Annotated in this window: 17 protein-coding genes; 6 read left to right on the top strand and 11 right to left on the bottom strand. The window is 51.8% G+C overall.

Annotation, left to right across the window (positions count from 1 at the left end):
• Positions 1-56 precede the first annotated feature (56 nt).
• From selD to phnE, 6 genes are all read left to right on the top strand, one after another.
• Positions 57-1,121 (top strand): selenide, water dikinase SelD, encoded by a 1,065-nt coding sequence (selD, locus tag GTQ55_RS05535; protein WP_161857842.1) that lies wholly within the window; start codon positions 57-59, stop codon positions 1,119-1,121.
• On the top strand, positions 1,118-2,227 hold the full coding sequence (mnmH, locus tag GTQ55_RS05530; RefSeq protein WP_161857841.1) for a tRNA 2-selenouridine(34) synthase MnmH: 1,110 nt from the start codon (positions 1,118-1,120) through the stop codon (positions 2,225-2,227). Before selD ends, mnmH begins: the two co-directional genes overlap by 4 nt.
• Positions 2,228-2,339: 112 nt before the next feature.
• Complete coding sequence (locus GTQ55_RS05525; RefSeq protein WP_161857840.1) at positions 2,340-3,239, top strand: putative selenate ABC transporter substrate-binding protein; 900 nt, start codon at positions 2,340-2,342, stop codon at positions 3,237-3,239.
• 2 nt (positions 3,240-3,241) lie between these two features.
• Positions 3,242-4,063, top strand: coding sequence for a phosphonate ABC transporter ATP-binding protein (locus GTQ55_RS05520; RefSeq protein WP_161857839.1), 822 nt, complete (start codon positions 3,242-3,244; stop codon positions 4,061-4,063).
• A 43-nt stretch (positions 4,064-4,106) separates the two neighbouring features.
• Positions 4,107-4,967 (top strand): PhnE/PtxC family ABC transporter permease, encoded by an 861-nt coding sequence (locus GTQ55_RS05515; protein ID WP_161857838.1) that lies wholly within the window; start codon positions 4,107-4,109, stop codon positions 4,965-4,967.
• A complete protein-coding gene (gene phnE, locus GTQ55_RS05510) occupies positions 4,964-5,752 on the top strand; it encodes a phosphonate ABC transporter, permease protein PhnE (protein WP_161857837.1) in 789 nt (262 codons plus the stop codon). Before GTQ55_RS05515 ends, phnE begins: the two co-directional genes overlap by 4 nt.
• 395 nt (positions 5,753-6,147) lie before the next feature.
• On the opposite strand, the gene GTQ55_RS18040 is transcribed toward phnE, so the two are convergent.
• The 11 genes from GTQ55_RS18040 to GTQ55_RS05460 all read right to left on the bottom strand — a co-directional run bounded on the left by GTQ55_RS18040 (position 6,148) and on the right by GTQ55_RS05460 (position 12,644).
• Positions 6,148-6,279, bottom strand: coding sequence for a hypothetical protein (locus tag GTQ55_RS18040; protein WP_260182314.1), 132 nt, complete (start codon positions 6,277-6,279; stop codon positions 6,148-6,150).
• Positions 6,280-6,372: 93 nt separating this feature from the next.
• The gene (locus GTQ55_RS05505) at positions 6,373-6,873 is read right to left on the bottom strand and encodes a DinB family protein (RefSeq protein WP_161857836.1); all 501 of its coding nucleotides are present in this window, start codon (positions 6,871-6,873) and stop codon (positions 6,373-6,375) included.
• Between the two features lie 165 nt (positions 6,874-7,038).
• A complete protein-coding gene (locus GTQ55_RS05500; RefSeq protein ID WP_161857835.1) occupies positions 7,039-7,398 on the bottom strand; it encodes a hypothetical protein in 360 nt (119 codons plus the stop codon).
• A gap of 89 nt (positions 7,399-7,487) precedes the next feature.
• Positions 7,488-7,913, bottom strand: a complete 426-nt coding sequence (locus GTQ55_RS05495; RefSeq protein ID WP_161857834.1) for an SRPBCC domain-containing protein — start codon at positions 7,911-7,913, stop codon at positions 7,488-7,490.
• A gap of 153 nt (positions 7,914-8,066) precedes the next feature.
• Complete coding sequence (locus GTQ55_RS05490; protein WP_237567839.1) at positions 8,067-8,357, bottom strand: hypothetical protein; 291 nt, start codon at positions 8,355-8,357, stop codon at positions 8,067-8,069.
• A 125-nt stretch (positions 8,358-8,482) separates the two neighbouring features.
• Positions 8,483-8,812, bottom strand: a complete 330-nt coding sequence (locus GTQ55_RS05485) for a hypothetical protein (protein WP_161857833.1) — start codon at positions 8,810-8,812, stop codon at positions 8,483-8,485.
• A 172-nt stretch (positions 8,813-8,984) separates the two neighbouring features.
• A complete protein-coding gene (locus GTQ55_RS05480) occupies positions 8,985-9,362 on the bottom strand; it encodes a hypothetical protein (RefSeq protein WP_161857832.1) in 378 nt (125 codons plus the stop codon).
• Positions 9,363-9,933: 571 nt separating this feature from the next.
• The gene (locus GTQ55_RS05475) at positions 9,934-10,356 is read right to left on the bottom strand and encodes a hypothetical protein (RefSeq protein WP_161857831.1); all 423 of its coding nucleotides are present in this window, start codon (positions 10,354-10,356) and stop codon (positions 9,934-9,936) included.
• Positions 10,357-10,510: 154 nt separating this feature from the next.
• Positions 10,511-11,038, bottom strand: coding sequence for a hypothetical protein (locus tag GTQ55_RS05470; RefSeq protein ID WP_161857830.1), 528 nt, complete (start codon positions 11,036-11,038; stop codon positions 10,511-10,513).
• 164 nt (positions 11,039-11,202) lie between these two features.
• Positions 11,203-11,562 (bottom strand): DUF805 domain-containing protein, encoded by a 360-nt coding sequence (locus GTQ55_RS05465; RefSeq protein ID WP_161857829.1) that lies wholly within the window; start codon positions 11,560-11,562, stop codon positions 11,203-11,205.
• A gap of 560 nt (positions 11,563-12,122) precedes the next feature.
• Positions 12,123-12,644: a hypothetical protein gene (locus GTQ55_RS05460; protein ID WP_161857828.1), complete on the bottom strand. Its 522-nt coding sequence runs from the start codon at positions 12,642-12,644 to the stop codon at positions 12,123-12,125.
• Positions 12,645-12,709: the final 65 nt, after the last annotated feature.

Genomic DNA, 12,709 nt, shown 5'->3' with positions numbered 1-12,709 from the left:
CCGCCGCCAGCTGCTAATATTCAGCCCTTTCATCCCATCCCAAATCGCGAGATTCCATGACCGAGACCTCAGGCCCAAGCGACCCAGTCCGACTCACCCAGTACAGCCATGGCGCGGGCTGCGGCTGCAAGATTTCCCCCGCGGTGCTCGACCGGATTCTGGCGGACAGTGGCGCTCCACTGCAGGACCCGAACCTGTGGGTGGGCAATGCCTCCCGCGACGACGCCGCCGTGTATGCGCTGGACGACGAACGCGGTGTGGTTTCCACCACCGACTTTTTCATGCCGATCGTGGACGACCCCTACGACTTTGGCCGCATCGCCGCCACCAATGCCATCAGTGACATCTACGCCATGGGCGCCGACCCACTGATGGCCATCGCCATTCTCGGCTGGCCGGTAAACGTGCTGCCGCCGGAAGTGGCCCGGGAGGTGATCCGTGGTGGCCGCGCCGTTTGCGCAGAAGCCGGTATCCCGCTGGCCGGTGGCCACTCCATCGACGCACCCGAACCCATCTTTGGCCTCGCGGTCACCGGCGTGGTGGAAAAGCAGGTGCTCAAGCGCAACGACACCGCCACCGCCGGCTGCAAACTGTATCTGACCAAGCCACTCGGCATCGGTGTACTCACCACGGCGGAAAAGCAGGGCAAACTGCGGCCCGAAGATGCGGGTGTTGCCCGCGACCTGATGTGTACCCTGAACCGTCCCGGCAGCCGCTTCGCCCGGCTTCCCGCGGTCAAGGCAATGACCGATGTCACCGGCTTCGGTCTGCTCGGCCATCTGGTGGAAATGGCCGATGGCAGCGGCCTCTGCGCGGAGCTGGAGTTTACCGCGGTGCCCCGTATTGCCAGTGTGCCCCACTACCTTGAGCAGGGTTGCATTCCCGGAGGCACCGGCCGCAACTTTGAAAGCTACGGCCACCGGGTACGCCTCGCCGAGGACAGCCAGCATCAGCTGCTGTGCGATCCGCAAACCAGCGGTGGCCTGCTGATCGCGGTTGCCCCGGAGGGTGAAGAGGCGTTTCTCGCGACGGCGAAGGAACTGGATCTGCAACTCGCCCCCATCGGCACACTGGTTGCCCGGGAAGACGCCGGTCATGAACTGGCAGTGATGGTTCGATGAGCAAGAACGAAGTTCGCCCGGACAGTGCCGATTTCCGGGAAATATTCCTGCACGATCTACCGCTGATCGATACCCGCGCACCAGTGGAATTCAGCAAGGGCTCCTTCCCGAACGCGGTCAACCTGCCACTGATGACCGATAGCGAACGCCAGAAAGTCGGCACCTGCTACAAACAGAAAGGGCAGCAGGCCGCCATTGCCCTTGGGCACGAGCTGGTCGGCGGTAAGGTCAAGGAGGCACGTGTAAAAGCCTGGGCGACCTTTGCCGAAGCCCACCCCGAAGGCTACCTGTTCTGTTTTCGCGGTGGCCTGCGCTCGCAGATCAGCCAGCAGTGGCTGCGCGAAGCCGGCGTCCCGTATCCGCGAGTTACCGGTGGCTACAAGGCCATGCGCAGCTTCCTGGTCGAGGAAATCGAAAGTGCGGTGCGCGATTGCCAGTTCACCCTGGTCGGTGGCATGACCGGCACCGGCAAAACTGAAGTGCTGATGCAACTGGACAACGCCGTCGACCTGGAAGGCCACGCCAATCACCGTGGTTCCAGTTTCGGCAAGCGCGCCACACCCCAGCCGCCTCAGATCGCGTTTGAAAATGCGCTGGCGATCGACTTTCTCAAACGCCGCGCCAGCGGGCAAAGCCACTTTGTACTCGAAGACGAGAGTCGGCTGATCGGCCGCTGCTCGGTACCGCTGCCACTGCACCAGGGTATGCGCACCTATCCGCTGGTTTGGCTGGACGACACCCTGGAAGGACGCGTGGAGCGGATCCTGAAGGATTACGTGATCGACCTGTGCGCCGATTTTGTCGCCGTGCACGGCGCGGAAGAAGGACCGCAGGTATTCGCCGGTGCACTGCGCCAGAACCTGGCCAACATTACCAAGCGGCTTGGCGGTGCGCGCTATCAGGAGCTGGATGCGATCATGCGGGAGGCATTGGAACGGCAACTCGCGGATGGCACGGTAGACCGCCACCGCGACTGGATCGCTGCGCTGCTGGGGGACTACTACGACCCCATGTATAAACACCAGCTGGAACAGAAGGCCGGACGCATCATCTTCCGTGGCAACCAGGAAGAGGTCGTGGCCTATCTACGTGACTTATCTACGTAACCTACCCACGTGAACAGGCCAACAATCACCAATAGCGTTTTCCGATAACATGTTGGTATAAGAACACACAATCCGTTAACCGTTTTTTCCACTATTGAACTGGAGAACTCGCATGATTCATCGTGCCATTTCGGGCACAAGGGCGCTTGCCGCCCTGTGCCTGCTGCCTGTTATTTTTCTGTCCAGTGTTGTTGCCGTTGCCAATGACGCTACCGCAGAAGACCCCTCCCCCAAAGTACTCCGGGTTTCCGCTATTCCTGACGAAGCCCCCACCGAGCTGCTGCGCAAATTCAAGCCCCTCGGCAGCTACCTGGAACAGCAGCTTGGCTTGAAGGTGCAGTTTATACCGGTAACCGATTATGCCGCGGTAGTGGAGAGCCTTGCGGCAGACCGCGTGGACCTCGCGTGGCTCGGTGGCTTTACTTTCGTGCAAGCGCGCCTGCGAACTGGCGATGCGATCCCTCTGGTACAGCGGGAACAGGACCGGCGCTTTACCAGTAAATTCATTACCGCCGATCCCGCGATACAGTCGCTGCAGGACCTGAAGGGTAAAAGCTTTGTGTTTGGCTCCATCTCCTCCACCTCCGGCAGCCTGATGCCGCGCTACTTTTTGGCGCAGGATAAGATTGTGCCGGAAGATTTTTTCAGTCGCGTCGCGTATTCCGGCGCCCACGATGCCACCGCCGCCTGGGTACAGGCGGGCAAGGCCGATGCGGGTGTGCTGAACGCCTCGGTGTGGGAAAAACTCGTTGCTGCCGGCAAGGTCGACACCGACAAAGTACGCGTTCTTGCCACGACGCCACCCTACTTCGACTATAACTGGACCGTGCGCGGTGGCCTGGACACCGCACTCGTGGCCAAAATCAAACAGTCCTTCCTCGCACTGGACCCTGCCAACCCGCAACACAAAACGATCCTCGACCTGCAGGCCGCCGATCGCTTTATCGAAACATCGCCCGAGAATTATCGATCCATTGAAGACGCGGCACGCTCTGTGGGCCTGCTCAAGTGAACATGACACTGCGCGATGCAAGCATCGCGTTCAAACAGCCCGCGGATGCAACACAGACTCATGCGCTGCACCAGATTGCACTGACCATTAACACTGGGGAGCAGGTGGCCATCATCGGTCCCTCTGGTGCGGGCAAAACCACCCTGCTCCGCCTGCTGGCCACCGCAGAGCAGCCACATACCGGTGAATTGCAGATCCTCGATACCCAGCCCTGGGCGCTAAGTGGCAATGCTCTACAGCAACTGCGTGCGCGTATCGGCCTGGTTCAGCAATCGCCGCCACTGCCACCCCGGCAACGCGTGGTAACGGCGGTCGCGGCAGGACGCGCGGGCAAGTGGTCGCGGTTAAAGAGCGCAGTCAACCTGCTCTATCCGCTGGATATCGACAACATACGTAACACTCTCGCCAAGCTGGATCTGGCCGACAAGATGTTCCAGCGCTGTGACCAGCTCTCCGGGGGGCAACTGCAGCGGGTGGCCATCGCCCGCGCCCTGTACCAGCAGCCGGAAATCCTGCTCGCGGACGAGCCGGTCTCCGCCATGGACCCGGTACTGGCCGAGCATACCCTGGCGCTATTGAGCCGGGAAACTCGGCAGCATGGTGCAACACTAGTGGTTAGCCTCCATAACCTGGCGCTCGCCCTGCGACATTTCCCACGGGTGATCGGTCTGCGCGGGGGAAAAATACAATTCGATAAACCGGCCAGCGAAATTTCCGATACCGAGCTGGAGAAGCTCTACATCAATGATCAGCTGCCCGCTGCCACCGAACAGTCCGGGCAACCGATAAATTCTTCCCGGCCATCCACTCTACCGCGCTGCTGATGCCCGGCAGAAACACTCCGGCAGAAACACTCCGGCAATAGCAATGACGCACAACAGCATTCACAGCGCATCGAATCACCCACCGGCGCAGCAGCGTGATCCGGCACTGGCTCCACGCCTGCTGATCATGTTCGTCGTATTTCTGTTGTTGTGGCCGGGGCTGCATTTCAGCGAACTCGATCTGGGCGTGCTGTTTGACCATGGCGGTGCACAAGCGATGGGGTCGCTGCTTCATAACGCCTGGCCACCAGCGCAGGATAGCGATTTTCTTCAACTGCTGTGGCGCTCCACGCTGGAAACCCTGGCCATCGCCGTGGCCGGTATAACACTGGCCCTACCACCGGCCTTGATCGCTGCCCTGCTGATAACGCGCGCCCTGTCGCGCTCGGGAATCCCGCGCAGCGGAAAGCCCTCACGGCTGGGGCGGTGTCTTCGCTGGCCCCTACGGTCGTTATTGATTGTGCTGCGCAGTATTCCGGAGATCGTCTGGGCGCTACTTTTTGTCCGCGCCGTGGGGCTGGGCCCCAGCGCCGGCGTATTCGCCATTGCCATTACTTACACGGGTATGCTCGGCAAGGTCTATGCAGAAATTTTTGAGTCGGTAGACAGGCAGGCGGCAGAAGCCCTTATTGGTGCGGGCGCTTCGCGTGTTACGGCATTCCTGTATGGCATTCTGCCCAACGCCGCGGGAGAAATGCTTTCGTATACGGTATATCGCTGGGAATGTGCCCTGCGGGCCTCGGTGGTGATGGGATTTGTTGGCGCCGGTGGGCTCGGGCAGCAGCTGGAGCTTTCGTTACGAATGTTCGCCGGCAATGAGGTTGTAGCGATCCTTCTGGTATTCCTGGTGCTGGTACTGCTGGCAGACCAGATCAGCAGAGTATTACGGGTGCGGCTGTTATGACATCGGCTAAATACCCGCATCGTCTCGGCAATCTTCTTCTGCTGTTTATGATCGCCGGCGCCGTCTTCGCTGCATTTCGATTTCTGGCCGTCGACTTCTCCGCGCTGTTCGAGCGCTCAAACCTGCGGCAGATGTACAACTATTTTGCAGAGTTTCTGCAACCGGACATGTCGCCAGCGCATCTGGCGTCGCTTGCTACCGCCGCGCTGGAAACCCTCGGCATGTCCGCCATAGGCACTCTGCTGGCCGCCATCATTGCTGCCTTCCTGGCGCTGCCTGCTGCGGGATATTTTGGAGGGTTGTTAAAGCATACGGTGCGGGGACTGCTTAACGCCCTGCGGGCGATACCCGAGCTCGTATGGGCAGCTCTGGTGGTACTCGTTGCAGGCCTCGGGCCCAATGCGGGCACACTAGCGCTGGCATTGCATACCACCGGGGTACTCGGCCGCCTGTTTGCTGAAGCGCTCGAGAACACCCCGGACACGGCGGCAGACGCGGTACGCCATGCTGGAGGTGGGCACGCTGTCGCTTTCCTATACGGGACCCTGCCGACCCTCTGGCCGCAGTGGGCCGCGTATGCCCTCTACCGCTGGGAAAACAATATTCGCATTTCCAGTGTCCTCGGTTTTGTGGGCGCTGGCGGCCTGGGGCAGATGCTCTATATACACCTCAGCCTGTTCCAGCAGGCGCAGGCGGCAAGCGTCATCCTCACGATTATTCTACTGGTTCTCGCAGTGGACAGTTTTAGCCTGTGGCTGCGACAACGCTATTTGGCCGCCGGCTAGGCAGAAGCCCAGCGCGATCATATCCAGCTGCGTCACTTTTCCCAATCGCTTTCTACTCCCCGCTCAAAACATTCGTTTATCTGCCAAACCCGAAAAAGAGTGCATTAAAATCGGAGTTGGCTTCCAAGTTTTCGAACGCTTTTTTAAGGAACAAATGGGCAGAGGCCGACGTCGATTTAAGAGCGAAGAGTTCAGTCAGGCGAAATGATAAAACGCGCGTTCTAAGAGAATGACACCGGGTTCGCTCTGTAACAAAGCTCGAATCAGGGACAGCTAAACATATGCGCATGTTGCGCGGAACCTGGAACCAAGCGACCGTGCTAAACGAACAAAAGCGGGCTGGGTTCAGAGCAAGCTAACTGCGATGGCTAGTTGTTACTTGCTTGGGATATATTCTATCTACCAGAATCATTCTTGTTTTTTTCCTGTAGACTTATTCCTATGGCAGCACCAATAGCAACGCCAATAGCGATTCCAAAACCGATTTTATCTTCAGATTTAATTTTCTTCTTCTCCGGCTTGTTCATATGATGTCCTTCTACAACTAACGCCAAGCTAAGCGACGGACCATCGGGGACGTCCGGTGGAGGCCTAAGGCAGGAACGAACTTGACCGACTTGTTAAGTGACATCTGAAGTCTCCCGCAGGAACACCGGGAAGTCAGTAACTGGTGGCGAAACATCGAGCTGATAGAGAATGCCAGCAGCGTGACCACGGTGGTAGGTAGTATGGTTTACGACGTGCAGTAGGATATTCCGACGATCCATTTGTCCTGCCCCACCGCCAATAAACTCGAATTCTACAATCTCTTCCAATTCCCTCTCTGCGATTGTGTCGGCGTAGTTAACATACCATTCATCTATACTGCGCTGCTTTACAATCAACTCCTCCAAATCCGGACAATCTTCGGGGTTGCGAGTGGTTAAGCCGTGAGGTTTGCCTAGCAGGTGACATTTCCAGACATGATCCATTTGGTAGGTGTGGTTGAGCGTGCGAACCAAGCTACCAAAGACGATTGGACGCGGTGCGATAAGCTCCGTATCGGGAAGCTTAGATAATGCTGACAGGAACAGGTCGTCTGCCCAAGCCTTGTAGCGTGTAAGGACCTGCGTCTCTTTCATGAAATTACTCCCATCGCACTTAACGCCGCCAGTAGGGGCAGCTTACCTTGTGCGCATTTTGCGCAAAAGTGGGAGCCTAGTAACCTGCGCAAAATTCGCACGAAGTAAGCTTTCCCGCGGAGGGCCTCCGACCCGCAGCTATTGCCAGGCCTTACTATTTTTTGTTTAGGGCTCATAAGCTTCGCATTTATGGATCACCCACTCATTACCTGTTTTTGGATGAATACTAACTAGAGACTGACCACGAAGCTCCCATTTATAAGACCCAGTGTTCTCAACCCCATCGTAGATAAAGATATATTCAACTTCAATTTTGTTTTCGTCTGAAAAGGCAACGCTCAATATATCTTTCTTTTCTTCATACCCATAAATGACATCTTCTCGGATATGTACAATAGAGTCAGTAGCCGCTATTCCATGCTTACAATGCCTATCCCAAGTACCCCAATATGCTTCTGGGATACTCTTGCCCGAACTATACCCATGTAAAGGAATGAGGAGAAACAAGAGTATTAAATATTTCACAGGAAAATGATTCCGTATTAAAGATAGCAGTCGATTTAGGAGCGACTGCAGCGTAGGGAAGGCCGTCCCGGCCGCGTCTTCCGCGGCGACTACAACCGCTTGTCAGTAGCAGTTTTTTCAACGTGCTTTTTGAAATTGTTAAGAATACTCTGCCACCCTTGCTTTTGCTGGTCAGCAGAATTCTCGTCTTCTGCATCAAATGTTTCCAGGATTCTGACACCATTTTCAGCTTCTATGAATTCAACTTTTACGACCCGACTGTCGTCAAGCTGAAAATGAACATATTTTCTGGGCTCTAGCTTGGTAAACGTTCCTTCAAAATCGAACCCGGTTGAACCATCTCTTGCTTCCATTCGGTAATTAAATTTGCCACCCACCTCTAAAGTTAGCTCTACTCTAGGACACCACCACTCGTCTACAGCAAAGTTCCAGCTTGTTATATCTTTTGGTGTTACCCATGCGTCCCAGACGGTGCCTAGCGGTGCTTTTACTTCAGTTTCAATGCATATCTTCATATCAATCTCATGACGTTGAGAATTTTTCCAACTAACGCCCACAACAGGGACGACCAATACTATGCACGTCCTGTGCGAAATTGGGAGCACAGCGACTCGTACGGAAACGTGCGTAGCTTTACTGCCTCCGATTGCTATGTACTGATGCGGCAATCACGTTGTAGTCCGTGATGAAGCTAGAGCCACCACTATTTGCATTGCCTGTTCTTCAGTAAACCCTTGCTTTTTGAGAGATAGATACAACTCTCTGAAGTACTTTGCCTGCGCCTTCAACAGCTCAGGATTACCTAATGCTTCTAGCTGTGCCTTGATGATTGGTACAAGCATATTCATGTTGGAGCTTGCATTGGGATTCGGCGACACCTGACTTTGCCCACTGGCATTAACCATAAATAGACATAAGCCAAGCGCCATAAAGATTGCTATATTTTTCATTTTCTTCATTGACGCGGCATGAACAGATAACGCTGTGTTTCACTGTACATTTGGAGTGAGGATTTTTGCGTTAACAAACACAAAATCCGCAACAGAAAATGCTACATAAGGATACCCTTGCTATACGCGTGAAATTAACCTGAATACATTAGTGCAACAAAAAATCCCACCACTACAAATACAATACCGGTAAGCATAAAGTATTTAGACAACCTTGCTCGACGTATGGCTTTATGGCCCAAGGCTCTTACTTCCTCGCTGGAGGATTTTTCATAGCCGCGTGAGAGAATCCATGTGAACAGCTGAATAGTCCCAAATGAGTCGACATAGCCACTTGGCTGAGGCTGCATCACTGTATTCCATATTTCATAGTCTCTAGACTTTAAGAGAACATTCATTTTTTCATTTCTCATCAGTCCCAATCCAATTAGAAACACAATACATCCAAGCACTAAGATTGTCATTCCAACCTACTCCATTGAAAAATATTTGCGCAATACGCCGCGATCAGATACGGATACCATTGGGCGTTTTTTGCGTGGTAATGGGAGCGAAACGACTGCACATAAAGCGCACAAATTTAGCCGTAAGCCTGCAGCCATTTTTAGGAGCGGCCTGCATCAGTTTCCAAAGACTTTAATCAACACGTGAAAAGTACTCACTATTTATTTCTACTGGCTTACTTTCGCTGGACCAACTCTTAACGAGAAATTTTTCATCTACATATATAGGCACTTGATAAACTTCACCAAAATAGGAAGATTGAATTTCTATCTTAACTCTTGGTGAAGAATCTAAAAAACAATCACTGCAACGCCGTACTGCGACAACGTTGAGCTTTGAACCCGAAGGCACACGGTCTCGATATAGAACGTATCTATTTCTTGGTCCTGGAAAATTTGTTATTGAATACTCATGAATTTTCTTTCCGGGAATTGAATCAAGATTGTAGCCATAAATTATTAGATCTTGTGTCGTCTCTACAGTAATTCCAACAGCTTTAGAAAACGGCACGTCATCACTGACATCCTTAAATGAGACGACATAGTAGGTGCATCCACTGACCTGAAATATAAGGCAAAAAATTCCGATTAATCGAATTCGCCGATTCATGGTACTACTGCCAACGCCCGCAGCAGGGGCGGCTGAAGCGCAGGTAAGCCGTCCCACGGAGGGCCGGAGCTTTACTGCCTGCGATTGTTATGTGGCCATTTCTGAGAAAGTTAATTTTCTTGCCTTCCGAACTTTCTAAAACTCGATACTTGCAATGGAGCAATTAACAATTGAGATAATACCATTGCCCCAACGACTAAAGAGTCTATGGCATGCTTCATATACAGAGAAACGAGAAATAAGGTTAGAAGAACTGCTCCCGTCTGACTAAAAAACAGCAACATTCCTACTCGATATGGATACTTAATAGCCAGACTTCCAAATTCTTTCCGCCAAACATTCATTTTGTTTCTACCTCACATAACGCCCAGCGCAGGCGCAGCCAGCGCGGAGCGCCTTTTGTGTTAATGTTTGAGCGACAGCGAGTAACACAAAAGGCGCGTAGCGTTGGCTGTCGCTCTGCCGCTGATTGTTATGTGCGCCTCTCTACGAAGTAATCCTTTTCCTCAAGCGTGAACACATACCACACAATAAGGCCGTAAATTATCCAAGTAGTTACGGAGATATACTTTATCAGAGTGAATTGATTTTCTGGAAATTCATGAGTGAAAAGCGTGAATACTCCTGATACCACAGTGAAAATAAACAGCCCTAGAAACAACCAGCGTGACGCTGACTTTCTTAGAAACAGCAGAGTTGCAGCGAGCACAGCAAGAACTACGCCAAAAATTCCTTTGAAGTAGTAAAGTACGCCCTCGGGTTTCTCCATGCCTGCAGGAATTTCTATATTTCCAGAATAAAGTGCGTACAACTGATAAAGAGCAAATATCCCAGTCACTACGAACCATAAAAATATTAGCCAGACTAAAACTGGTCTCTTCTCTGATGACTTCAAATTATTTTCCTTACTGCACATAACGCCCGCAACAGGGGCGCCCAACGTTGTGCGCCATTTGCGCGATAATGGGAGCGTAGCGACCGCGCAAAATGTGCATAGCGTTGGGCGTCCCGCGGAGGCCCGAAGGGCCGGAGCATACTGCTTGCGTTTGTTAAATTTTTGTCGTGTGAACCTGCTGGTATATAGATCTTAGATTGCTCATAAGAGTATCGTAATGATCGGCGCAGCCGATATCAGCCGTTGTTAACGTGATAATTAAGTAATAATTGTTCTCAACTGGATGGACCACATTGAGATCGCATAGATCCATGGTGCCCGAATTATATCGAGACTGATAGAGCGACCCCATAATTGGCTTATTTGCAAAATTAACATTTACATCGGACCTATCAGTTACTTCTAAATCTGGATAACGCTTCTTAATGGATTTAGACAGCAACTCATTCATTTTTTCCGCCATAGGAAACGCACTATTTTTTGATGCAGGAAGCAGCAATCCTGTGACCATGAAACGATTATCCTCGAGCTGGAATGAGATCCGATCTCCGCTGGATTCAATGCTGTTTACCCCTGAAATGTTCTTGATCGATAATCCAGATTTTTCGTGCGTGTATACAAACTCTTGAGCTGTAGCACTAGCTGTAATCAATGCGAAAATTAAAAAGATTACTCTTTTCATACTTATTATCTCTTCTAATAGGAATTTAACGCCCGCAGCAGGGGCGACCAATGCTATGCACATTTTGTGCGAAATTGGGAGCGCAGCGACCCGCACAAAATGTGCATAGCGTTGGGCGTCCCGCGGAGGCCCCGTCAGGGGCCGTAGCAAACTGCCTGCGATTGTTAGAGTTTACCGCCCTCCGCACTTTCCGAACACTCCGTTGACTTACCGGGCCAAAAAACTAAAAGCACCATTGGAATTAACCCGAGATTCGGGATGAAGACGGACACACAAAACCAACCGCTTAGTCCAACATCATGAAGTCTTTTTACAGTTGGCGCCAAAACTAAACCAGCAGTTAAAAAAAGAATCAAATAATCTGCAATTTCTCCAATTCCGGCACTCAGGGAAAATAGGTGATTATTCACAAGCAGGGTTGAAGTATACGATGCGAAAAAAAATATACTTGGAACAACGACCCCGAATAAAGCATAGGACCTACGATTTATTTTACCCTTAAGACTAAAGTAGGGTGAATCCATAAAAGCACTCCATGAAACTCTAACGCCCGCAACAGGGGCGACCAATGCTATGCACATTTTGTGCGAAACTGGGAGCGCAGCGACCCGCACACAATGTGCATAGCGTTGGGCGTCCCGCGGAGGCCCAAAGGGCCGTAGCATACTGCTTGCGCTTGTTATGTGCTTCATGGGTGTTCAGCATGCGAATCTTCAAGCTGGAATCTATTATCAGATTGATTGTTGGCTACCGGACCTAGACTTAAGTAATGCCAAATGTAAATCGGCCCTAACAGTGGAAAGAGCCACAATATAGATCCTTTCACCACCTTTCCAAGGCGATTTAAAATTGGATACTCGATCAGCTCTTTTGTATAAAAAACACAAAGTGCTAGATGAACTAGTAGAGCGCCCGCCAGAATTTCAAAAATATATGTCATAGATTAGCGAGAAGCCTATCAGTTACGGAGCACATAACGCCGCGCTCAGCCGCAGCTTACTTTGTGCGCATTTTGCGCGAAAATGGGAGCGATAGCGACCGCGCAAAAGGTGCGCAAAGTAAGCTGTCGGCCTGCAGCGCTTTGTTATGCATTGACCGCACAGTGCCTCCAAGCGATTTTATAGAGTACGTCACACTGCTCTCTGCTTAAGCCTGATTCATGGCATTTTTCGCGATAACTATATTCATCTCTTACTGAACCGCAGAAATTTTTAACCGAAAAATGGGGCGTAACTTCTAAGCAGGTTTGGTAGTAAGAAGGAACAAAATACTTTTGCACCAAAATATTTTCTTGAAAGTATCCTGCAACCTTTTTAATGCAATACATTCTGTTTGGTGAGCTGCTAGAAGTAAGCTCCGATTTTGCGCGGCTCTGTAGTTCAGCCGTATAGTTGCTAAACAACTTGCTAGCGTATACGGCGCCAGCTATGACGCCAACCACAACCAGAATGCGCGCTAGCCAATACCCTAAAAATGCTGCTTTATTCTCACTGCGCGCGAAATTTATACGAAATAGAAGGTATTCTACTTTAACTATTTTGTATGCTAGATAAGCACAAACCAGCCATACAAAGATGTAGAGATACTGCAAATACTGAAAGTACATATTCTAGTTCCGTATTGCATAAGGTAAGACGTCCCGCGGAGGCCCGAAGAGCCGGAGCTTCACTG

Source organism: Microbulbifer hydrolyticus (genome assembly GCF_009931115.1).
Lineage (GTDB): Bacteria > Pseudomonadota > Gammaproteobacteria > Pseudomonadales > Cellvibrionaceae > Microbulbifer > Microbulbifer hydrolyticus.
Note: the sequence above shows the minus strand (reverse complement) of the source record. Positions and strands in the feature narration are given on the sequence as shown.

What these genes read in the sequence shown, in the direction of transcription:
- selD (WP_161857842.1), top strand. Translation starts at nt 57, where the DNA reads ATGACCGAGACCTCAGGCCCAAGCGACCCAGTCCGACTCACCCAGTAC.
- mnmH (WP_161857841.1), top strand. Translation starts at nt 1,118, where the DNA reads ATGAGCAAGAACGAAGTTCGCCCGGACAGTGCCGATTTCCGGGAAATA.
- GTQ55_RS05525 (WP_161857840.1), top strand. Translation starts at nt 2,340, where the DNA reads ATGATTCATCGTGCCATTTCGGGCACAAGGGCGCTTGCCGCCCTGTGC.
- GTQ55_RS05520 (WP_161857839.1), top strand. Translation starts at nt 3,242, where the DNA reads ATGACACTGCGCGATGCAAGCATCGCGTTCAAACAGCCCGCGGATGCA.
- GTQ55_RS05515 (WP_161857838.1), top strand. Translation starts at nt 4,107, where the DNA reads ATGACGCACAACAGCATTCACAGCGCATCGAATCACCCACCGGCGCAG.
- phnE (WP_161857837.1), top strand. Translation starts at nt 4,964, where the DNA reads ATGACATCGGCTAAATACCCGCATCGTCTCGGCAATCTTCTTCTGCTG.
- GTQ55_RS18040 (WP_260182314.1), bottom strand. Translation starts at nt 6,279, where the DNA reads ATGAACAAGCCGGAGAAGAAGAAAATTAAATCTGAAGATAAAATCGGT.
- GTQ55_RS05505 (WP_161857836.1), bottom strand. Translation starts at nt 6,873, where the DNA reads ATGAAAGAGACGCAGGTCCTTACACGCTACAAGGCTTGGGCAGACGAC.
- GTQ55_RS05495 (WP_161857834.1), bottom strand. Translation starts at nt 7,913, where the DNA reads ATGAAGATATGCATTGAAACTGAAGTAAAAGCACCGCTAGGCACCGTC.
- GTQ55_RS05490 (WP_237567839.1), bottom strand. Translation starts at nt 8,357, where the DNA reads ATGAAGAAAATGAAAAATATAGCAATCTTTATGGCGCTTGGCTTATGT.
- GTQ55_RS05485 (WP_161857833.1), bottom strand. Translation starts at nt 8,812, where the DNA reads ATGACAATCTTAGTGCTTGGATGTATTGTGTTTCTAATTGGATTGGGA.
- GTQ55_RS05470 (WP_161857830.1), bottom strand. Translation starts at nt 11,038, where the DNA reads ATGAAAAGAGTAATCTTTTTAATTTTCGCATTGATTACAGCTAGTGCT.
- GTQ55_RS05465 (WP_161857829.1), bottom strand. Translation starts at nt 11,562, where the DNA reads ATGGATTCACCCTACTTTAGTCTTAAGGGTAAAATAAATCGTAGGTCC.
- GTQ55_RS05460 (WP_161857828.1), bottom strand. Translation starts at nt 12,644, where the DNA reads ATGTACTTTCAGTATTTGCAGTATCTCTACATCTTTGTATGGCTGGTT.